This window comes from Pseudomonas sp. FW305-25 (assembly GCF_017351415.1).
GTDB classification, from domain to species: Bacteria; Pseudomonadota; Gammaproteobacteria; order Pseudomonadales; family Pseudomonadaceae; genus Aquipseudomonas; species Aquipseudomonas chlororaphis.
The window spans coordinates 13,849-33,561 of record NZ_JACNDE010000014.1; the positions used below are offsets into that span (position 1 = coordinate 13,849).

The following is a 19,713-nucleotide window of genomic DNA, read 5'->3' on the forward strand; positions in this document are numbered from 1 at the left end:
GAGATCAGTCGATAACCTGGAAGACCAGTGGTTCGGACTCTCAGATTATCTCCTCATCAGGCTAATCACGGTTATTTGACCCGGCTCTTGCCGGGTCTTTTTTTGCCTGAAAAAAGCCTACTGGCGCATCTGGGCGCAGTAGTCCTTCTCCGGCAACCGCACGCTGTACCACACGTAATCTGCGCTTTGCGGCGATACGTGCATGCCCTTCTGCGCCAGCATCAGCACCACGGTGCCGTTCGATGCGTCGAGGTCCCGCAGGTGAACCGGCGCCCCGACATCCTTGCGTGCATGAAAGGCCCCGGCAAACAGCAGCGCCGGCGTCGGTGCCGCCAGCAAGCGCTCGGCCATGCGTCGGTCGCGCTGCTGCTGAACCGCCAGCATCGCCGGCATCTGGCTTTCGGGCAGCAGGCCACAGTGGGAATCACGAACTTGCTGCAGCAACTCATTGCGCACCAAGGTGGCATTCGAGTGCTCGCCACTCAAGGCTGGTGCCTGGCGATAGATGTCGCGAACTTCGGAGCTATCCAGATTGGCGGCCAGCAACGGATAAGGCTGGAGCAACGCATAGCGCACGACTGGTCCGTACAGCGCCCAGTCCCACCCCGGCGACCAGGCCAATGCACCTGGCAGATCATCGGGCAAGCCCTGCGCCGCCTTATGCTGGCGGAGCGAGTCGACCCGCGGCTGCTGGTCCGGCGTGAGCATCTCCAACAGCAGGCTGCCTTGCGTGCGCTGGGTCGTCATCGCCTGCAACAACCACAGCTGCAAGGCGTGATGCTCGGGGTGGTCATGCTGCTCGCCGACAATCACCCGCGGCGCCCGTGCCAGACGAATGACCAGTTCCTCTGGAGTCAGGAGCTTTCCACTGCGCAAGTCCTGAATCGCCCCGCTTTCAGCCTGGACCGGAAGTTCAGGCATGACCGGCACGCCCTCGCAGGCGCCCAGCAGCAACACGCTCAGGATCAATAACACACGCATGTGGCGTCTCCGCGAATCGCCTCAGCGGGCGATAATCAAAGGGTGGCCGCGCTCGGGGTGAGCCTGCACCAACACCTCCAGTCCGAACACCGCCTTGAGCGGTTCGGGCCGCAGCACCTGCGCCGGGCTGTCCAGCGAGTGGGGCCGCCCGCCTTCGAGCAGCAACAGGCGATCACAATATCGCGCGGCGAGGTTCAGATCATGCAGGATCACCAGGACCGCGACCCCATGATCGGCAAATTCGCGGATGGCCTGCAACGTGACATGTTGATGCAAAGGGTCGAGGGCCGAAGTCGGCTCATCGAGCAACAGGGTCTGGCCGACCGCGCCCGGCCATAGCTGCGCCAACACCCGAGCCAGGTGCACGCGCTGACGTTCGCCGCCCGACAAGGCCACATAGCTGCGACCGTGCAGGTGCCCGGCATCTGCCGCTTGAAGGGCCTGCAGGACGATCTCGTCATCCCGCGCCCGGCCGCTTCGATAAGGCAGGCGCCCCAGGCCGACAACCTCTTCGACCCGGAAGGCGAACTCGAGCGTCGAACTTTGCGGCAACACCGCCAGCCTTTGCGCCTTTTGCCCGCCGTCCCACCTGGAGAGCTCACGCTGATCCAGCCAGACCTGACCCTGATCGGGTTTCAGCTCGCCGCACAAGGCCGCCAGCAAGGTGCTTTTGCCCGCGCCATTGGGCCCCAGCACTCCCAACACTTCACCGGGCTTGAGCTCGAGGTCGATCCCTTCCAGCACGGTTTTCCTGCCACGGCGCACCGCCAGATTTTCCGCTCGCAGCATCAGGCGCGCCCTCGCAATAACAAAAACAGAAAGAATGGCGCACCGATAAAGGCAGTCACGATGCCAATGGGCAGCTCCGCAGGCGCCAGCGCCAGGCGTGCCACCAGATCCGCCAGCAACAGCAGGCTGGCCCCGGCCAGTATCGACGCCGGCAACAAGGTCCGGTGGTCAGGCCCCGACAGCAGTCGCACCAGATGGGGCACCACCAGCCCGACAAAGCCGATCAACCCGGCAGCGGCGACAGCCGCGCCGACCCCCAGCGCGGTACAGAACACCAGCTCACGCTTCAGCCGTTCGACATCGATCCCCAGGTGGCCGGCTTCAGATTCACCCAGCAGCAAGGCATTCAAGGCCCTGGCCCGGCGTGGCAGCCACAATGCCACGGCCGCGCTGATCAACAGCAGCGGCCACAACCTCGAATAACTGGCGCCGTTGAGACTGCCCAGGTTCCAGAACGTCAGGGTGCGCAGGGTCGCGTCGTCGGCCAGGTAGGTGAACAGGCCCACCGCCGAGCTAGCCAGCGCCGTCAACGCGATCCCGGCCAGCAGCATGGTCGCCACATGGGTCTGGCCGTTGCGCCGTCCCAAGCGGTAGACCAGCCACGCCACCACCAACCCACCGAGGAAGGCACAGAACGACAGCAGGTAAGGACCAATCGCTTCCGGCACGCCCCCCAGCAACGAGCCACCGACGATGGCAAAGGCCGCGCCCAGCGCCGCGCCACTCGAAACGCCTACCAGCCCCGGGTCGGCCAGGGGATTGCGAAACAGCCCCTGCATCGCCACGCCGGACAGGGCCAGGACGCCCCCTACGGCCAGCCCCAGCAAGGTGCGTGGCAGGCGAATCTGCCCGAGGATCAGTTCAGCCTGCTCCAGCCCCTGCCCCGCAATGGGTAGGCCCAGCAAACGCAGGGCGGCACGCAGGGTGTCGAGCAACGGCAGGCTGACCGGCCCGAGCGCCAGGGACAGCCAGATCGCCAACAGACACAGCAGGCTCAGGCCAATGAACAACGTGCGGGGTTTAAGCAAAGGGGTCATTGGGCGGTGCTGGCCTGGCCCGACTCGGCTGGATAGAAACCAGCCGACAGCCTTTTCAGGCTCTGTGGCAAGCGCGGCCCCAGGCCTCCCACCAGCAAGGTCGGATCAATCTCGAAGACCCGGCCGGCCTTGGCCGCGCCGCTGGAGGCGAGAATCGGGTTCTCCTTGAACAGCGCGGCGCGGGCCGCCTCACCACTCAGGCTGCGATCGGCAAACACCAGCACCTCAGGGTTGAGTTCGGCCAACGACTCATTGGAAAAGGGCTTGTAACCCGTGTGGGTCGCAAGGTTGCGTCCGCCCGCCTGCTGCAGCAGCCAGTCGGCGGCCGTGTCCTTACCGGCAATCAGAGGTTTGCCACCCGCATGCCCGAGCAACAGCAGCACACCTGGCGCGGCCTGTTTCTTCTGGGCCTGGCCGACCCAGGCCCGCTGCTGCTCCAGCTGCTGCTGGTATTGCTCGAACAGCTGCGTCGCCTTGTCTTCGCTACCCAGCAACTTGCCCAGATGCTGCAGGTTGCCCCGCAGGGTCGGCAGGTCGGCCTGGGCCGAGAACAGCTCGACCTGCACCCCGGCGCTGCGCACCTGCGAGAGTACTGGCGGCGGCCCCATCTCTTCGGTACCCACCAGAATCTGCGGGCGCAGGCTGAGAATGCCTTCCGCCGACAACTGACGCTGATAACCGATACTCGGCAGGCTCTTCAGGGATTCGGGATGCTGGCTGGTGGTGTCCACGCCCACCAGCTTCGATTCGGCGCCCAGCGCGCTCACCCATTCGGACAAGGCGCCGCCGGCGCTCACCCAGCGTTGTGGTAGCTCGGCCGCCGCAGCGGCATGGCTGGCCAGAAGTCCGACACAGAGCGCGATTGCGCGGGCACTCGAACGCATAAAGGTATTTCCTTCAGAGAGTGGGCCCACGGAAGCCGCCGTACATGTGACATGCCCTGCAACCCAGGCATCGAAATGAGCAAGCGCCCCACAGGCGAAGCGGCCATTTGATAATTGTTTGCATTTGACCGTCAAGCACAGACATGTTTCACCAAGCGCCCACAGGAAAACTGTGACAGCCTGAGCCCAGAGCCGTCGGTTACCGAGGATAGACATGAAGTTTCTTTGCCCCCCCGGCGATCTGCCGGAGGCTTCCAGCCGAGGTTTCAACCTTGAAGGCCAACCGCTTTTTGCAGTGCGCCGCGATCGACAGGTATACGTCTACACCAATCGCTGCCCCCATCGCGGGGTCGCTCTGGAGTGGCAACCCGACCAGTTCCTCGATCCCAGCGCCAGCTTGATTCAGTGCGCCACCCACGGTGCACTGTTTCTGATCGAAAACGGTGAATGCGTGGCCGGCCCCTGTGCCGGGCAATCCCTGACGGCCATCCCCTGCCGGGAAGACAGCCAGGGCATCTGGGTTCAGCTTTAGCCGTTGAGCAATACGTCCAGACGACGGTCGATGCACACTTCCTCGGCGGTCAAGCGCACCCCGTAGGCCAGTACCTCGACCCCGGACGCCACCGCCTCGCGCAGCGCCGCGGCATAACCGGGGTCGATCTCTTCGGCCGGTCGCACCGCTTCGACACCCGACAGGTTGACGCAATACAACTGCACCGCCCGAATACCATCACGCGCCAGACAGGCCAACTCCCGCAAATGCTTGGCGCCACGCTGGGTCACCGCATCCGGGAAGGCCGCGACCGCGGAGTCGTCAAAGCCCAGGGTGACACTTTTGACCTCGACGAAAGCCGGGCCGTCCAGATAGTCCAGGCGGAAGTCGATACGACTGTTTTCCTGGCCATAGGGCACTTCCCGCTTGAGGGCGGTAAAACCGTTCAACTCAGCGATCACCCCAGCGTGCAAGGCTTCTTCCACCAGCGTGTTGGCCCGCGCCGTATTGACGCAAGCCAGCCGCCCCTGGGGCGTTTCGCTGATTTCCCAGGTCCCGGGCAATTTGCGCTTGGGGTCATTGGAACGGCTGAACCAGACCTGCCCGCCCTCGACCATGCAATTGAACATGGAACCGGTGTTGGGACAGTGAATGGTCAGTAACTCGCCGCCAATGGTCTCGATATCAGCGAGAAAACGCTTGTAACGACGGACCAGGCGACCTTCTTCGAGTGGGGGATGAAAACGCATCAGCCTTGCCAGCTCCGCAGGCCACGGGCAATCCGCTCCACCGCTTCCTGCAGGCGCGGCAGGCTCTGGGTGTAGGCGAACCGGACATGGTGCCCGGCCTGATGGCGACCGAAATCCAGCCCCGGGGTAAAGGCAATGTGCTCGGTCTCGAGGAAATGCCGGCAGAAGGCAAAGGCATCGCCGCCGAAGGCGCTGATATCGGCATACAGGTAGAACGCCCCTTCCGGCTCTACCGCAATGCCAAAACCCAACTCGCGCAGGGCTGGCAGGAGGAAGTCGCGGCGTCGCTGAAACTCGTTGCGACGCTCTTCGAAAATACTGATGGTGTCTGGCTCGAAGCAGGCCAGCGCAGCGTACTGGGCCATGCTCGGGGCGCTGATGTAGAGGTTCTGCGCCAGCTTCTCCAACTCGCCGACCGCCGCCTGCGGCGCCACCAGCCAGCCCAGGCGCCAGCCGGTCATACCGAAATATTTGGAAAAGCTATTAAGGACAAAGGCGCTGTCATCGACTTCCAGCACACTGGCGGCATCGCAGCCGTAGGTCAGGCCGTGGTAGATCTCGTCCACCACCAGATGACCGTTACACGCCTTTACCGCGGCCGACAGCCCCGCCAGTTCGTCGCGGGAAAGCAAGGTCCCGGTGGGGTTGGCCGGCGATGCCACCAGGGCGCCGACACTGTCCTGATCCCAATAGCGCTCCACCAGATCCGGTGTCAGCTGATAACGCACGTCCGGGCCGACCGGCACCAGTTGCGCCGCGCCTTCCACCAGGCGCAGGAAGTGCCGGTTGCAGGGGTAGCCTGGGTCCGCCAGCAGCCAGTGCTTGCCGGGGTCGACCAGCAAGCTGCTGGTCAGCAGCAGCGCACCGGAACCACCGGGAGTGATCATGATGCGCTCGGGGTCGATGTCCAGCCCGTAACGCTGCCGATAGAAACCAGAGATGGCCGTGCGCAGCTCGGGAATCCCGCGGGCGGCGGTGTAGCGGGTCCTGCCCGCTTCCAGCGCGGCCTGCCCGGCCTTGATGATCGGCTCAGCCGTGGTGAAGTCCGGTTCACCGATTTCCAGGTGAATCACATCGTGCCCGGCCGCTTGCAGCTCATTGGCACGGGCCAGCAGGGCCATCACGTGGAAAGGTTCGATAGCGCGGCTGCGCGCACTGTAGGGCTGAGCCATTAGCCTTCCTTCATTGAAGTGAGCAAAAAAACGATTCTACCCAACCCCGGGGACAAGGGAGAGCCCAAAGCCTTTGAGCCCCGCCATCCAACCCATTAAAGAACACCGACAACAGGCCCAGGCTTGGCTAAAATCATTAATTGACCAGGCCCCCGAACAGACCAGGCCAGGCGGCATCGACCTTTGCAAGCGCCGCAGGACGCGGGCTCGACAACCGGGAGTAGCGCCGTCCGATTTGATCTGGTAAGTTCGCCCGCTTGCAGTCGCAGGGCCGGCATGTGTCGGTGATGGAGCAATCCTGCGCAATGGATTACATGAGTAGAGGCGGTCCATTTCATGCCCACCCAAGCAAAGCAACAGAATCAATCGATCAGCGGCTTCGAGCCTTATGTTGAAACCGCAGGCGAAGAGTACATGGGCAAGCCCATGCGCGAGCACTTCACCAAGATCCTGAACAAGTGGAAACAGGACTTGATGCAGGAAGTCGATCGCACTGTTGATCACATGAAAGACGAAGCAGCCAACTTCCCCGATCCGGCCGACCGTGCCAGCCAGGAAGAAGAATTCAGCCTGGAACTGCGCGCCCGCGACCGTGAGCGCAAGCTGATCAAGAAGATCGACAAGACGCTGCAACTGATCGAAGACGAAGAATACGGCTGGTGCGAATCCTGCGGCGTCGAGATCGGTATTCGCCGCCTGGAGGCCCGCCCTACCGCCGACATGTGTGTCGACTGCAAGACCCTGGCGGAAATCAAGGAAAAACAAGTCGGCAAATAATCGCTGGCTTGAATGAAAAACGGAGCGTGCGAACGCTCCGTTTTTGTTTCTGCCGCCTCCCCCCTGTAGGAACGAGCTTGCTCGCGATGGCGATCCGCCAGACGCCATCGTCACCTTGGGACCGAACGAAGTAACATCCTCTCCATGACTGCCTCTCACGCCTCTTCCTACATCGGGCGCTTTGCCCCAACCCCCAGCGGGCACCTGCATTTCGGCTCGCTGGTCGCCGCCCTGGCCTCCTACCTCGATGCCCGCGCCGTTGGTGGCCGCTGGTTGTTGCGCATGGAAGACCTCGATCCCCCCCGGGAAGAGCCCGGTGCCCAGGCGGCCATTCTCAAGGCCCTGGAAAGCTACGGCTTCGAGTGGGACGGCGAAATGGTCCGCCAGAGCGAGCGGCACGCGGCCTACGCCGAAGTCCTCAACCGTCTGTTCAACCAGGGCCTGGCTTATGCCTGCACCTGTTCGCGCAAGCAACTGGAGCCCTACCACGGCATTTATCCGGGGCTGTGCCGCAATGCCGGACATGGCCAGGAAGATGCCGCCATCCGCTTGCGCGTGCCGGAGCTGGAATATCGTTTCACCGATCGGGTCCAGGGCGAATTCCGCCAGCACCTGGGGCGGGATGTGGGCGACTTCGTGATCCGCCGCCGCGACGGCCTCTACGCCTATCAACTGGCAGTGGTGCTCGACGACGCCTGGCAAGGGGTGACCGATATCGTCCGCGGCGCCGACCTGCTGGACTCCACCCCGCGCCAGCTGTACCTGCAGGAGCTGCTCGGCCTGCCACAGCCGCGCTACCTGCATGTGCCGCTGATCACCCAGCCGGATGGGCATAAACTGGGCAAGTCCTACCGCTCCCCGCCGCTGGCCGCGGACCAGGCCACACCACTGCTGTTGCGTGCCCTGCGCGCCCTGGGGCAGAAAACCGACAGCGAAATGGTCCATGCCAGCCCTCGGGAAGTGCTGAGCTGGGGCATCGAACACTGGGATGCTTTACTGATCCCACGCACACTGAGCGTGCCCGAAGCGCAAATCCGCTGACGCCCCTTGCAGGTTGGCGCCCATCCGTTACCATCGCCGCACGTTTTCGGGCACGCACACAATAAAGAGAGGCCGAGATGTACATCTATCGCTTGGTCCTGCTGCTGGTAGTGGGGATCTATCTGTTCTCCCCCGCCATCATGGATTGGTGGATCGATGCTACGGGCGCCTGGTATCGCCCGTATCTGCTCTGGCTGATCCTGATCGTCGTGACCTTCATCCTGCAGAGCCAAAAAGATGCCGATGAGCTTTAGCCTGACCCAGATGATCCTGATCAGCGCCGCGTACCTGCTGGTGCTGTTCGGGGTGGCCTGGATCAGCGAACGCGGCATGATCCCGCGCTCGATCATCCGCCACCCGCTGACCTACACCCTGTCCCTCGGGGTCTACGCCAGCGCCTGGGCCTTTTATGGCACGGTCGGCCTGGCCTATCAGTACGGCTACGGTTTTCTTTCCAGTTATCTCGGGGTTTCCGGTGCCTTCCTGCTGGCGCCGGTGCTGCTTTACCCGATCCTGAAAATCACCCGCACCTACCAACTGTCGTCGCTGGCCGACCTGTTCGCCTTCCGTTTTCGCAGCACCTGGGCCGGCGCGCTGACCACGGTGATCATGCTGGTCGGGGTATTGCCGCTGCTGGCCTTGCAGATCCAGGCGGTCGCGGACTCCATCGGTATCCTCACCCGCGAGCCGGTGCAGCACCGGGTGGCCCTGAGCTTCTGCGCGCTGATCACCCTGTTCACCATCTTCTTCGGCTCCCGGCACATCGCCACCCGGGAAAAGCACGAAGGCCTGGTGTTCGCCATCGCCTTCGAGTCGGTGATCAAGCTGATCGCCATCGGCGGCGTCGGCCTCTATGCCCTGTACGGTGTGTTCGATGGGCCGCAACAGCTGGAACTCTGGCTGCTGCAGAACCAGACCGCCCTCGCCGCCCTGCACACGCCACTGCAGGAAGGACCGTGGCGCACCCTGCTGCTGGTGTTCTTCGCCTCGGCGATCGTGATGCCGCACATGTACCACATGACTTTCACCGAGAACCTCAACCCGCGCTCGCTGGTCAGCGCCAGCTGGGGCCTGCCGCTGTTCCTGTTGCTGATGAGCCTGGCGGTACCGCTGATCCTCTGGGCCGGCTTGAAACTGGGCGCCACCACCAACCCCGAATACTTCACCCTCGGCATCGGCATCGCCGCCAACAAACCGGCATTGGCCTTGATGGCCTATATCGGTGGGCTTTCCGCCGCCAGCGGCCTGATCATTGTCACCACCCTGGCGCTGTCGGGGATGGCCCTCAACCATCTGGTGCTGCCGCTGTATCAGCCACCGGCCGAAGGCAACATCTACCGCTGGCTGAAATGGACCCGCCGCGCTCTGATCGTGGCCATCATCATGGCCGGCTATGCCTTCTACCTGCTGCTGGGGGCCGAACAGGACCTGGCCAACCTCGGCATCGTGGCCTTTGTCGCGACCCTGCAGTTCCTCCCCGGCGTACTCTCGGTGCTGTACTGGCCGACCGCCAACCGGCGCGGCTTCATCGCCGGGCTGATGGCCGGGACGCTGGTGTGGCTGGTGACCATGTTGCTGCCGTTGATCGGCAACTTGCAGGGCTTCTATATACCGCTACTGAACATGATCTATGTGCTGGACGACACCAGCTGGCACATGGCAGCCATCGCCTCGCTGGCCGCCAATGTCCTGATGTTCACCCTGATTTCGCTGTTCACCAACGCCAGCTCCGAAGAAGCCAGCGCCGCCGAAGCCTGCGCGGTGGACAACGTGCGCCGGCCGCAACGTCGCGAACTGCATGCCGCTTCGCCCCAGGAGTTCGCCACCCAGCTGGCCAAGCCCCTGGGTGCCAAGGCCGCGCAGAAGGAAGTCGAGCAGGCGCTGCGCGACCTCTACCTGCCCTTCGACGAGCGCCGCCCCTATGCCCTGCGCCGCTTGCGCGACCGTATCGAGGCCAACCTGTCCGGCCTGATGGGCCCCAGCGTGGCCCAGGACATGGTGGAAACCTTCCTCCCCTACAAGGCCGGCGGCGAAAACTATGTGACCGAAGACATTCACTTCATCGAAAGCCGGCTCGAGGACTACCACTCGCGCCTGACCGGCCTGGCCGCCGAGCTCGATGCCTTGCGCCGCTACCACCGCCAGACCTTGCAGGAACTTCCGATGGGTGTCTGCTCCCTGGCCAAGGACCAGGAAATCCTCATGTGGAACAAGGCCATGGAAGAGCTCACCAGCATTCCGGCGCAGCATGTGGTCGGTTCGCGCCTGAGCACCATCGCCGATCCTTGGAGAGAGCTGTTGCAAGGCTTCATCAACATCCCCGATGAACATCTGCATAAACAGCACCTGGCCCTCGACGGCCAGACCCGCTGGCTGAACCTGCACAAGGCCGCCATCGACGAACCCCTGGCCCCGGGCAACAGCGGCCTGGTGCTGCTGGTAGAAGACCTGACCGAAACCCAGATGCTCGAAGACAAGCTGGTGCATTCCGAGCGGCTGGCCAGCATCGGCCGCCTGGCCGCCGGCGTGGCCCACGAAATCGGCAACCCGATCACCGGTATCGCCTGCCTGGCGCAGAACCTGCGCGAAGAGCGCGAAGAAGACGGCGAACTCACCGAAATCAGCGGCCAGATCCTCGAGCAGACCAAGCGCGTATCGCGCATCGTCCAGTCGCTGATGAGCTTCGCCCACGCCGGCAGCCACCAGCACAACGACGAAGCCGTGTGCCTGGCCGAGGTGGCGCAGGACGCCATTGGTCTGCTGGCGCTGAACCGGCGCAACTTCGAAGTGCAATTTTTCAACCTGTGCGATCCGGACCACTGGGTCGACGGCGACCCGCAACGGCTCGCCCAGGTACTGATCAACCTGCTATCCAATGCCCGCGACGCCTCACCGGCGGGCAGCGCGGTACGGGTCAAGAGCGAGGCCGGCGAACACACGATCGACCTGATCGTCGAAGACGAAGGCAGCGGCATCCCCTCGAGCATCATGGATCGACTGTTCGAACCCTTCTTCACCACCAAGGATCCTGGCGAGGGCACCGGACTGGGCCTTGCACTGGTCTATTCCATCGTTGAAGAGCATTATGGACAAATCACCATCGACAGCCCGGCTGACACCGAAAGCCAACGCGGCACCCGTATCCGGGTGACTTTACCGCGTCATGTCGAAGCGACGTCCGCTGTGAACTGAGACCGTCGAGAGAATCGAATCAATGCCGCACATTTTGATCGTCGAAGACGAAACAATTATCCGCTCCGCCTTGCGCCGCCTGCTGGAACGCAACCAGTACCAGGTCAGCGAAGCCGGTTCCGTGCAGGAAGCACAAGAGCGTTTCAGCATTCCCACGTTCGACCTGATCGTCAGCGACCTGCGCCTGCCGGGCGCCCCCGGCACCGAACTGATCAAGCTCGGCCAGGGCACCCCGGTGCTGATCATGACCAGCTACGCCAGCCTGCGCTCGGCGGTCGACTCGATGAAGATGGGCGCGGTGGACTACATCGCCAAGCCTTTCGACCACGACGAAATGCTCCAGGCCGTGGCGCGCATCCTGCGCGACCGCCAGACCGCGCAAAGCAGCCCCAACGAGCGGCCGGCCGCCAAGCCGGGCAACGGTGCGGACAAAGCCAGCGCCAGCAACGGCGAAATCGGCATCATCGGTTCCTGCCCACCAATGCAGGATCTGTACAGCAAGATCCGCAAGGTCGCCCCGACAGACTCCAATGTACTGATCCAGGGTGAGTCCGGGACCGGCAAGGAACTGGTAGCCCGCGCCCTGCACAACCTGTCCAAGCGTGCCAAGGCGCCAATGATCTCGGTGAACTGCGCGGCCATTCCGGAAACCCTGATCGAGTCCGAGCTGTTCGGTCACGAAAAAGGCGCCTTCACCGGTGCCAGCGCCGGGCGCGCCGGCTTGGTAGAAGCGGCGGACGGCGGCACCCTGTTCCTCGACGAAATCGGCGAACTGCCACTCGAAGCCCAGGCCCGCCTGTTGCGTGTGCTGCAGGAAGGCGAGATTCGCCGGGTCGGTTCGGTGCAATCGCAGAAGGTCGATGTGCGCCTGATCGCCGCGACCCACCGCGACCTCAAGAGCCTGGCCAAAATCGGCCAGTTCCGTGAAGACCTGTATTACCGCCTGCACGTGATTGCCCTGAAACTGCCAGCCCTGCGCGAGCGCGGCGCCGACGTCAACGAAATCGCCAATGCCTTCCTCGCCCGTCAAAGCGCGCGCGTGGGCCGCACTGACCTGAAGTTCGCTCCGGACGCCGAGCAAGCCATTCGTCACTACTCGTGGCCAGGTAACGTTCGCGAACTGGAAAACGCCGTCGAGCGCTCGGTCATCCTGTGCGAAAGCCCGGAAATCTCCGCCGAGCTGCTGGGTATCGATATCGAACTGAGCGATCTGGAAGACGACGAATTCATCGGCCTGGCGCCCCAGGCCGCCAACGCCAACAACAGCAGTCACGAGCCGACCGAAGACCTGTCGCTGGAAGACTACTTCCAGCATTTCGTCCTCGAGCACCAGGACCATATGACCGAAACCGAACTGGCGCGCAAACTGGGCGTCAGCCGCAAATGCCTGTGGGAACGCCGCCAGCGCCTGGGCATCCCACGGCGCAAGACCGGGGTCGCCAGCGAAAGCTGAAATCCGACGGTAACGGGTTGCGGGTAACACGCGACCTTGTGAAAAAACTGTTACCTCAGTCATTTCACGTAACAAAAGCCGGGGCTTAAGGTAACGAAGCCCCGGCTTTTTTTCGCCTGCGAAAACCTCAACACCACGCCTAACCCCTTGCTTTGCTGGGCTTCGCAAAAGTTGGCACGGCACCTGCTATATGTTTGGTACAAAAACAATAACAAGCAATGCATAAGACAATAAAAATAAGACGAATCGACTCACGCACAATAAAAACAACACGGCGGAGGCGCAGCTAACTGATTCTTTTGGAGAGGCGTTGTCATTGGGGCTTGCCCCACAACCAGGCCGAGAACAACAAAAACTGCCCTAAGGCAGAGCCTGAACTGGTTGGATCATCGATCATTGCAACACAGCGACCAAAGCAATCCGTTTGCTCTTGGCTCCCGATTGGGAGGGTCATCCTGGGTTAACCAGGTGACAAGGGCGTTAAACAAAAACAAAAAGCCCGAAACCAATAATAAAAATAGAGCACGCAAACACTTCTGGGGGAGCTTCGGCTCCCCTTGTGGTTTCCGCGATTGCGACTTTACTGACGCAAAGCCCCGCCAACCCGCATTCCAAAGCCCCGCGCACGACTCGCCGCAGCTTCCTACACCATCCCCCGACTAAATGCTAGAATCCCCGCCCATCATGCGGTCATTCTTCGTTATGGCCGAACATTCCTTCAAACAGTGCATCCCATGCTGAAGAAGTTGTTCCAGTCATTCCGTTCTCCCTTGCGTCGTACGCAACACAAACGCAGCACGCCTGAAGTGCTCAACAGCAGCCAACACTCGCTGCAACGCGCCCAGTTCAGCCGTTATGCGGTGAACATCGTCGAACGCCTGCAGAACGCCGGCTACCAGGCCTACCTGGTCGGCGGTTGCGTGCGCGACATGTTGCTCAATATCACCCCCAAGGATTTCGACGTTGCCACCAGCGCCACGCCGGAACAGGTGCGGGCCGAATTCCGCAATGCACGGATCATCGGCCGTCGGTTCAAGCTGGTGCATATCCACTTCGGTCGCGAAATCATCGAGGTCGCGACCTTCCGCGCCAATCACCCGCAAAACGATGAAGAGGAAGACAGCAACCAATCCTCGCGCAACGAAAGCGGGCGCATCCTGCGCGACAACGTGTACGGCACCCTCGAAGAGGACGCCCAGCGCCGCGACTTCACCATCAACGCCCTGTATTACGATCCGGTCAGCGAACGCATCCTCGATTACGCCAACGGCGTGCACGACATTCGCAATCACCTGGTCCGCCTGATCGGCGATCCACGCCAGCGCTACCAGGAAGACCCGGTACGCATGCTGCGGGCCGTGCGCTTCGCCGCCAAGCTGGATTTCGGCATCGAGAAACACACTGCCACACCGATCCGCGACCTGGCCCCCATGCTGCGGGAAATCCCTTCGGCGCGTCTGTTCGAGGAAGTGCTCAAGCTGTTCCTGTCCGGCCATGCCGCCGACACCTTCGAGATGCTGGTCGACCTGCAACTGTTCGATCCGCTGTTCCCGGCCAGCGCCGAGGCACTGGAGTACAACCCGACCTACACCCATACGCTGATCAGCGAAGCCCTGGTCAATACCGACCTACGCATCAAGCAGAACAAGCCGGTAACCCCAGCCTTCCTGTTCGCCGCGCTGCTGTGGCCTGCCTTGCCGGCTCGCGTGCTGCGCCTTCAGGAACGCGGCATGCCGCCGATTCCGGCGATGCAGGAAGCCGCTCACGAATTGATCAGCGAACAGTGCCAGCGCATCGCCATTCCAAAACGCTTCACTATGCCGATCCGCGAAATCTGGGACATGCAGGAACGTCTGCCACGCCGCAGCGGCAAGCGCGCCGATCAACTGCTGGACAACCCGCGGTTCCGCGCCGGCTATGACTTCCTGCTGCTGCGTGAAAGCGCCGGCGAACAGACCGATGGCCTGGGCGAATGGTGGACCGACTATCAGGACGCCAACGAAGCCGGTCGCCGCGACATGATTCGCGATCTGAGTGGCAAGGACGAAGCCGGCACAGGTCCGCGCAAGCGTCGTCGCAGCAGTGGCGCCAAACGCAAACGCGCCACCGCCGGCGTACCGAGCGCTTCCGGCGAATAACCCGATGGAACGCATCTACATCGGCATGGGCAGCAACCTGGCTGCCCCGGCAGAGCAATTGCGCAGCGCGATCGACGCCCTGGCGCAGTTGCCACACAGCCAACTGGCGGGGGTCTCGGCCTTCTACCAAAGCGACTCCCTGCTGCCCGGCCAACCGCGTTACACCAACGCCGTGGCCGCCCTGGACAGCAGCCTCGCGCCCCTCGAACTGCTGGACGCGCTGCAAGCCATCGAAAACGGCCAGGGCCGCGAGCGTCTCGAACGCTGGGGACCGCGTACCCTGGACCTGGACATCCTGCTGTTCGGCGATCGCCTGATCGATGAGCCGCGGCTCAAGGTCCCGCATTACCATATGCAGGCCCGGGCCTTCGTCCTCTATCCCCTGGCCGAACTGGCCCCCGTCGACCTGCAACTGGCCGACGGCCGCCACCTGCGCGATCTGCTCGCCGCCTGCCCATTTGTCGGCCTGGAACGCCTGGCCTGACTGCTGAAACGCATCAGTTACGGCGGTAACACTCACGCCGTAACAATGCGGTAACACATGCAATTGACTTCCCGAGTTCTCCTCACGACTATAGGCGTCCCGTTGCCGCCAACACGGCGTTACAGGGCGCATTCCAAGCTGTGTGAAAGCGTAGCGAGCGAAGGTAAGACCAGGCAAAAACAGGCGAGGGCGCGGAGTTTACGTGCTGTAAATGAGCAGCCCGAGCCTGTTTTTAACGCAGGATTACTGAGCGCAGTAGCTTTCACATAGCTTGGGCCAGGCCTTATAAGCACGACAACAGACCGTGCGCCTGCATAAACGAAGAATCACGCGCGTTACTCGCAGCAGTTTCCAGAGCGCCTGAATGAGGACCTTTTTTCATGCCAGACATCACCCTGACCACCCTGCAAGGCCTCAAGCAGAAAGGTGAAAAAATCACCATGCTGACCTGCTATGACGCGACCTTCGCCCACACCTGTTGCCAGGCTGGCGTTGAAGTACTGCTGGTGGGCGACTCCCTCGGCATGGTCTTGCAAGGGCACGACAGCACACTGCCGGTCACTACCGCCGAGATGGCCTACCACGTCGCCGCAGTCAAACGCGGTAACAGTGGCGCCCTGATCCTCGCCGACCTGCCGTTCATGGCCTACGCCACCACCGAACAGGCCCTGAACAACAGCGCCCAGTTGATGCAGGCCGGTGCGCACATGATCAAGGTCGAAGGCGCGCTGTGGCTGGCGGAGTCCATCCGCCTGCTGGCCGAACGCGGTATCCCGGTCTGCGCCCACATGGGCCTGACCCCGCAATCGGTGAACATCCTCGGCGGCTACAAGGTCCAGGGCCGTAACGAAAACCAGGCCCGGCAGATGCGTGCCGACGCCATCGCCCTGGAAGCAGCCGGCGCAGCGATGCTGCTGCTCGAATGCGTGCCGAGCGAACTGGCGGCGGAAATCACCCAGGCGGTGAAGATTCCGGTGATCGGCATCGGTGCCGGCAGCGGTACCGACGGTCAGGTGCTGGTTCTGCACGACATGCTGGGCCTGTCCCTGAGCGGTCGCGCGCCGAAGTTCGTGAAGAACTTCATGGCCGGCCAGGAAAGCATCCAGGCCGCCCTGAGCGCCTACGTCAATGAAGTCAAGGCCGTGACCTTCCCAGGCGCCGAACACGGGTTTTCTGCATGAATACTGTCAAAACCGTACGTGAACTGCGTGCCGCCGTGGCCCGTGCCCGCAGCGAGGGCAAGCGCATCGGCTTCGTACCGACCATGGGTAACCTGCACAGTGGTCATGCGGCCCTGGTGACCAAGGCGGCCCAGCGGGTGGATTTCGTGGTGGCGAGCATTTTCGTCAACCCGCTGCAGTTCGGCGCCGGCGAAGACCTCGACAAGTACCCGCGGACCCTGGCCGCCGACCAGGAAAAGCTCCTGCAAGCCGGTTGCCATCTGCTGTTCGCCCCGACCGTCGAAGAGATGTACCCCGACGGCATGGACGGCCAGACCCGGGTCAGCGTGCCGCAACTCTCCGAAGGCCTGTGCGGCGCCAGCCGTCCCGGGCATTTCGAAGGAGTGGCCACGGTGGTCAGCAAGCTGTTCAACATGGTGCAGCCGGACCTCGCAGTCTTCGGCCAGAAGGACTTCCAGCAACTGGCGGTGATCCGCGCCCTGGTGCATGACCTGAACATGCCGATCCAGATCATCGGCGAGCCCACCGTACGTGCCGCCGACGGCCTCGCGCTGTCGTCGCGCAACGGCTACCTGAGCGAGGAACAACGTGCCATCGCCCCCGCGATCTATCGTGGCCTGACTCAGATCGCCGAGGCCATCAGCCAGGGCGAGCGGGACTATCCAAAGCTGCTGGACGAGCAAAGACGAGTGCTCGAAGCCGCAGGTTTGCGCCCCGATTACCTGGAAATCCGTCATGCCCGGACCCTGCGCCCGGCCACCGCGCAAGACCGCGACCTGGTGATCCTGGCGGCGGCCTATCTGGGTGCTACCCGCCTGATCGACAACCTGCATCTGGACCTCGACGCCTAGGTTCCAAGGGCCGATTGCCCGAAGCCCGACCTTCGGGCAAACTGCCGCCGCCCGGGGCCTGCAGCGATGCTGCAGGCCCTGTTCGAGGATCCGACCGAGAGAACCACTCATGCACGCCATCATGCTCAAGGCCAAGCTGCATCGCGCCGAAGTCACCCACGCTGTGCTCGACTACGAAGGCTCCTGCGCCATCGACGGCGAATGGCTGGACTTGTCCGGTATCCGTGAGTACGAACAGATCCAGATCTACAACGTCGACAATGGCGAACGCTTCACCACCTACGCCATTCGTGGCGAGGAAGGCTCGCGCATGATCTCGGTCAACGGCGCCGCCGCACACAAGGCCAAGGTCGGCGACCGGGTGATCATCTGCGCTTACGCTCACTACAGCGAAGCCGAACTGCTCAACTTCAAGCCACGCATGCTCTATATGGCGCCGGGCAACGAGCTGAGCCACACCAGCCATGCCATCCCGGTTCAGGTCGCCTGAACCCCAGTCATTCTCACCCCCCTGAAATCCCGTTCGTGCGCGGCTCTGAGGCGCCGGTGTAAAAAAGTACCGGCCGCAGGTCAGACAAAGCCAAGACAGATCAGCACGCGAGAGTTACTGTTATCGCCCTGCGTGCTTAATCGTGTCAGCGCAGGTTTGACCGAACGTTATTCTTCGAGCAGGACGTTCCGGGCTTTTCAGTGTCCAACAGGCAGTTCAAGTAAAAGGAAAACCGCAGCGATGGCGTACTACCGCACTCCTCACGACGTTACCGCTCTGCCCGCCTGGCAAGCGTTGAATGACCACCGCCAGGCCATGCAGGATTTCAGCATGCGCGAGGCCTTCAATGCCGACCCGCAGCGCTTTCATCAATTCAGCCTCAGCGGCTGTGGGCTTTTTCTCGATTACTCGAAGAACCTGATCACCTCCGAAACCCGCAACCTGCTGGTGGGCCTGGCCAACGAAGCCGGCCTGCAGGACGCGATCAAGGCGTTGTTCGCCGGTGAGCTGGTCAACTCTTCCGAAGGCCGTCCGGCCCTGCACACCGCCCTGCGCCGCCCAGTGGGCGACAAGCTGTCGGTCAACGGCGTCAACGTGATGCCGGAAGTGCACAAGGTGCTGAACCAGATCACCGAGCTGGTCGGGCGCATCCATGACGGCCTGTGGCGTGGCTACACCGAAAAGCCGATCACCGACGTGGTGAACATCGGCATCGGCGGTTCCTTCCTCGGCCCGGAGCTGGTGTCCGAAGCCCTGTTGTCCTACGCCCAGAAAGGCGTGCGTTGCCATTACCTGGCCAATATCGACGGCAGCGAGTTCCACGAGCTGTCCTCGAAGATCCGCGCCGAAACCACGCTGTTCATTGTCTCGTCGAAGTCCTTCAATACCCTGGAAACCCTGAAGAACGCCCAGGCCGCACGCGCCTGGTACCTGGCTCAGGGCGGCTCCGAGGCCGAGCTGTATCGCCACTTCATCGCAGTGTCGAGCAACAACGCCGCCGCGGTGGCCTTCGGCATCCGCGAAGAGAACATCTTCCCGATGTGGGACTGGGTCGGCGGGCGTTACTCGCTGTGGTCGGCCATCGGCCTGCCGATCGCCCTGGCCATCGGCATGTCCAACTTCAAGGAACTGCTGTCCGGTGCCTACACCATGGACCAGCACTTCCAGACCGCGCCGTTCGAGCAGAACATGCCGGTTCTCCTGGCCCTGCTGGGCGTGTGGTACGGCAATTTCTGGGGCGCGCAAAGCCACGCGATCCTGCCGTACGACCACTACCTGCGCAACATCACCAAGCACTTGCAGCAGCTGGACATGGAATCCAACGGCAAGAGCGTGCGCCAGGACGGCACGCCGGTTTCCACCGACACCGGCCCGGTGATCTGGGGTGGCGTGGGCTGCAACGGCCAGCATGCGTACCACCAGTTGTTGCACCAGGGCACCCAGCTGATTCCGGCCGACTTCATCGTGCCGATCGTCAGCTTCAACCCGGTCGCCGACCATCACCAGTGGCTGTACGCCAACTGCCTGTCGCAAAGCCAGGCGCTGATGCTCGGCAAGACGCGCGCCGAGGCCGAGGCCGAGCTGCGTGAAAAAGGCCTGAGCGAGGCCGAAGTCCAGAAGCTGGCACCGCACAAGGTGATCCCCGGCAACCGCCCGAGCAACACCCTGGTGGTCGAGCGCATCAGCCCACGCCGCCTGGGCGCACTGGTGGCGATGTACGAACACAAGGTCTTCGTGCAGAGCGTGATCTGGGGCATCAACGCCTTCGACCAATGGGGCGTGGAGCTGGGCAAGGAGCTGGGCAAGGGCGTCTACAACCGCCTGGTCGGCAGCGAAGAAACCCCGGCCGAGGATGCTTCGACCCAGGGCCTGATCAACTACTTCCGCGGTCGCCACCGCGGTTGATAGCCCGCTGAAATCCCCCTTCGCGAACCGGCCCGCTGCTGTGCAAACCCCATCCATTGCATAGCAGCGGGCCGATTCGCGATCGGTCGCCCAAGA

The 19,713-nt window shown here is 62.8% G+C and carries 18 protein-coding genes; 12 read left to right on the forward strand and 6 right to left on the reverse strand.

The window, feature by feature from the left end:
* Window positions 1–117: 117 nt before the first annotated feature.
* From J4E58_RS15345 to J4E58_RS15360, 4 genes are read right to left on the reverse strand one after another with little or no spacing between them, the layout of a single operon-like run.
* Window positions 118–981, reverse strand: coding sequence for a ChaN family lipoprotein (locus tag J4E58_RS15345; protein ID WP_087091982.1), 864 nt, complete (start codon window positions 979–981; stop codon window positions 118–120).
* Between the two features lie 21 nt (window positions 982–1,002).
* Window positions 1,003–1,770 carry a heme ABC transporter ATP-binding protein gene (locus J4E58_RS15350; RefSeq protein ID WP_087091981.1) on the reverse strand — a complete coding sequence of 256 codons (768 nt, stop codon included), beginning with the start codon at window positions 1,768–1,770 and terminating at the stop codon, window positions 1,003–1,005.
* Window positions 1,770–2,753 carry an iron ABC transporter permease gene (locus tag J4E58_RS15355; protein WP_172963081.1) on the reverse strand — a complete coding sequence of 328 codons (984 nt, stop codon included), beginning with the start codon at window positions 2,751–2,753 and terminating at the stop codon, window positions 1,770–1,772. Before J4E58_RS15355 ends, J4E58_RS15350 begins: the two co-directional genes overlap by 1 nt.
* 50 nt (window positions 2,754–2,803) lie before the next feature.
* Complete coding sequence (locus J4E58_RS15360; protein WP_087091979.1) at window positions 2,804–3,691, reverse strand: hemin ABC transporter substrate-binding protein; 888 nt, start codon at window positions 3,689–3,691, stop codon at window positions 2,804–2,806.
* 214 nt (window positions 3,692–3,905) lie between these two features.
* Between J4E58_RS15360 and J4E58_RS15365 the strand changes: the two genes are divergently transcribed.
* A complete protein-coding gene (locus J4E58_RS15365) occupies window positions 3,906–4,223 on the forward strand; it encodes a Rieske (2Fe-2S) protein (protein ID WP_009045652.1) in 318 nt (105 codons plus the stop codon).
* Here the strand turns inward: J4E58_RS15365 and sfsA are convergent.
* Together sfsA and J4E58_RS15375 are read right to left on the reverse strand one after the other, a co-directional pair.
* Complete coding sequence (sfsA, locus tag J4E58_RS15370; RefSeq protein ID WP_087091978.1) at window positions 4,220–4,933, reverse strand: DNA/RNA nuclease SfsA; 714 nt, start codon at window positions 4,931–4,933, stop codon at window positions 4,220–4,222. The two genes, J4E58_RS15365 and sfsA, sit on opposite strands and share 4 nt — an antisense overlap.
* On the reverse strand, window positions 4,933–6,105 hold the full coding sequence (locus tag J4E58_RS15375) for a pyridoxal phosphate-dependent aminotransferase (RefSeq protein ID WP_087091977.1): 1,173 nt from the start codon (window positions 6,103–6,105) through the stop codon (window positions 4,933–4,935). The genes sfsA and J4E58_RS15375 overlap by 1 nt, the downstream gene beginning before the upstream one ends.
* 336 nt (window positions 6,106–6,441) lie before the next feature.
* Here J4E58_RS15375 and dksA point away from each other — a divergent pair, with 336 nt between their 5' ends.
* The 11 genes from dksA (at window position 6,442) to pgi (ending at window position 19,617) form a co-directional block, all read left to right on the forward strand.
* Window positions 6,442–6,882 carry an RNA polymerase-binding protein DksA gene (dksA, locus tag J4E58_RS15380; protein WP_007924645.1) on the forward strand — a complete coding sequence of 147 codons (441 nt, stop codon included), beginning with the start codon at window positions 6,442–6,444 and terminating at the stop codon, window positions 6,880–6,882.
* 144 nt (window positions 6,883–7,026) lie between these two features.
* The gene (gene gluQRS / locus J4E58_RS15385) at window positions 7,027–7,923 is read left to right on the forward strand and encodes a tRNA glutamyl-Q(34) synthetase GluQRS (protein WP_087091976.1); all 897 of its coding nucleotides are present in this window, start codon (window positions 7,027–7,029) and stop codon (window positions 7,921–7,923) included.
* Between the two features lie 77 nt (window positions 7,924–8,000).
* On the forward strand, window positions 8,001–8,177 hold the full coding sequence (locus tag J4E58_RS15390) for a hypothetical protein (protein WP_003176118.1): 177 nt from the start codon (window positions 8,001–8,003) through the stop codon (window positions 8,175–8,177).
* Window positions 8,161–11,115: a sensor histidine kinase gene (locus J4E58_RS15395; protein ID WP_009045655.1), complete on the forward strand. Its 2,955-nt coding sequence runs from the start codon at window positions 8,161–8,163 to the stop codon at window positions 11,113–11,115. Before J4E58_RS15390 ends, J4E58_RS15395 begins: the two co-directional genes overlap by 17 nt.
* Before the next feature lie 22 nt (window positions 11,116–11,137).
* Window positions 11,138–12,568 carry a sigma-54 dependent transcriptional regulator gene (locus tag J4E58_RS15400; RefSeq protein WP_007924652.1) on the forward strand — a complete coding sequence of 477 codons (1,431 nt, stop codon included), beginning with the start codon at window positions 11,138–11,140 and terminating at the stop codon, window positions 12,566–12,568.
* A 734-nt stretch (window positions 12,569–13,302) separates the two neighbouring features.
* Entirely contained in the window at window positions 13,303–14,706 is a 1,404-nt protein-coding gene (locus J4E58_RS15405) for a polynucleotide adenylyltransferase PcnB (protein WP_087091975.1), read from the forward strand.
* Between the two features lie 4 nt (window positions 14,707–14,710).
* Entirely contained in the window at window positions 14,711–15,190 is a 480-nt protein-coding gene (folK, locus tag J4E58_RS15410; RefSeq protein WP_087091974.1) for a 2-amino-4-hydroxy-6-hydroxymethyldihydropteridine diphosphokinase, read from the forward strand.
* Between the two features lie 380 nt (window positions 15,191–15,570).
* Window positions 15,571–16,371 carry a 3-methyl-2-oxobutanoate hydroxymethyltransferase gene (gene panB / locus J4E58_RS15415; RefSeq protein WP_007924658.1) on the forward strand — a complete coding sequence of 267 codons (801 nt, stop codon included), beginning with the start codon at window positions 15,571–15,573 and terminating at the stop codon, window positions 16,369–16,371.
* Window positions 16,368–17,222, forward strand: coding sequence for a pantoate--beta-alanine ligase (panC, locus tag J4E58_RS15420; protein ID WP_053262698.1), 855 nt, complete (start codon window positions 16,368–16,370; stop codon window positions 17,220–17,222). Before panB ends, panC begins: the two co-directional genes overlap by 4 nt.
* A 109-nt stretch (window positions 17,223–17,331) precedes the next feature.
* Entirely contained in the window at window positions 17,332–17,712 is a 381-nt protein-coding gene (panD, locus tag J4E58_RS15425; protein ID WP_007924662.1) for an aspartate 1-decarboxylase, read from the forward strand.
* Between the two features lie 240 nt (window positions 17,713–17,952).
* The gene (gene pgi, locus J4E58_RS15430; protein WP_007924664.1) at window positions 17,953–19,617 is read left to right on the forward strand and encodes a glucose-6-phosphate isomerase; all 1,665 of its coding nucleotides are present in this window, start codon (window positions 17,953–17,955) and stop codon (window positions 19,615–19,617) included.
* Window positions 19,618–19,713: the final 96 nt, after the last annotated feature.

Excerpts from the sequence above, each read along its gene's own strand:
- J4E58_RS15405 (WP_087091975.1), top strand. The coding sequence starts at position 13,303 with ATGCTGAAGAAGTTGTTCCAGTCATTCCGTTCTCCCTTGCGTCGTACG.
- folK (WP_087091974.1), top strand. The coding sequence starts at position 14,711 with ATGGAACGCATCTACATCGGCATGGGCAGCAACCTGGCTGCCCCGGCA.
- J4E58_RS15390 (WP_003176118.1), top strand. The coding sequence starts at position 8,001 with ATGTACATCTATCGCTTGGTCCTGCTGCTGGTAGTGGGGATCTATCTG.
- J4E58_RS15360 (WP_087091979.1), bottom strand. The coding sequence starts at position 3,691 with ATGCGTTCGAGTGCCCGCGCAATCGCGCTCTGTGTCGGACTTCTGGCC.
- J4E58_RS15400 (WP_007924652.1), top strand. The coding sequence starts at position 11,138 with ATGCCGCACATTTTGATCGTCGAAGACGAAACAATTATCCGCTCCGCC.
- J4E58_RS15395 (WP_009045655.1), top strand. The coding sequence starts at position 8,161 with ATGCCGATGAGCTTTAGCCTGACCCAGATGATCCTGATCAGCGCCGCG.
- J4E58_RS15365 (WP_009045652.1), top strand. The coding sequence starts at position 3,906 with ATGAAGTTTCTTTGCCCCCCCGGCGATCTGCCGGAGGCTTCCAGCCGA.
- J4E58_RS15375 (WP_087091977.1), bottom strand. The coding sequence starts at position 6,105 with ATGGCTCAGCCCTACAGTGCGCGCAGCCGCGCTATCGAACCTTTCCAC.
- panB (WP_007924658.1), top strand. The coding sequence starts at position 15,571 with ATGCCAGACATCACCCTGACCACCCTGCAAGGCCTCAAGCAGAAAGGT.
- gluQRS (WP_087091976.1), top strand. The coding sequence starts at position 7,027 with ATGACTGCCTCTCACGCCTCTTCCTACATCGGGCGCTTTGCCCCAACC.
- J4E58_RS15345 (WP_087091982.1), bottom strand. The coding sequence starts at position 981 with ATGCGTGTGTTATTGATCCTGAGCGTGTTGCTGCTGGGCGCCTGCGAG.
- panD (WP_007924662.1), top strand. The coding sequence starts at position 17,332 with ATGCACGCCATCATGCTCAAGGCCAAGCTGCATCGCGCCGAAGTCACC.
- sfsA (WP_087091978.1), bottom strand. The coding sequence starts at position 4,933 with ATGCGTTTTCATCCCCCACTCGAAGAAGGTCGCCTGGTCCGTCGTTAC.
- pgi (WP_007924664.1), top strand. The coding sequence starts at position 17,953 with ATGGCGTACTACCGCACTCCTCACGACGTTACCGCTCTGCCCGCCTGG.
- J4E58_RS15350 (WP_087091981.1), bottom strand. The coding sequence starts at position 1,770 with ATGCTGCGAGCGGAAAATCTGGCGGTGCGCCGTGGCAGGAAAACCGTG.
- dksA (WP_007924645.1), top strand. The coding sequence starts at position 6,442 with ATGCCCACCCAAGCAAAGCAACAGAATCAATCGATCAGCGGCTTCGAG.
- panC (WP_053262698.1), top strand. The coding sequence starts at position 16,368 with ATGAATACTGTCAAAACCGTACGTGAACTGCGTGCCGCCGTGGCCCGT.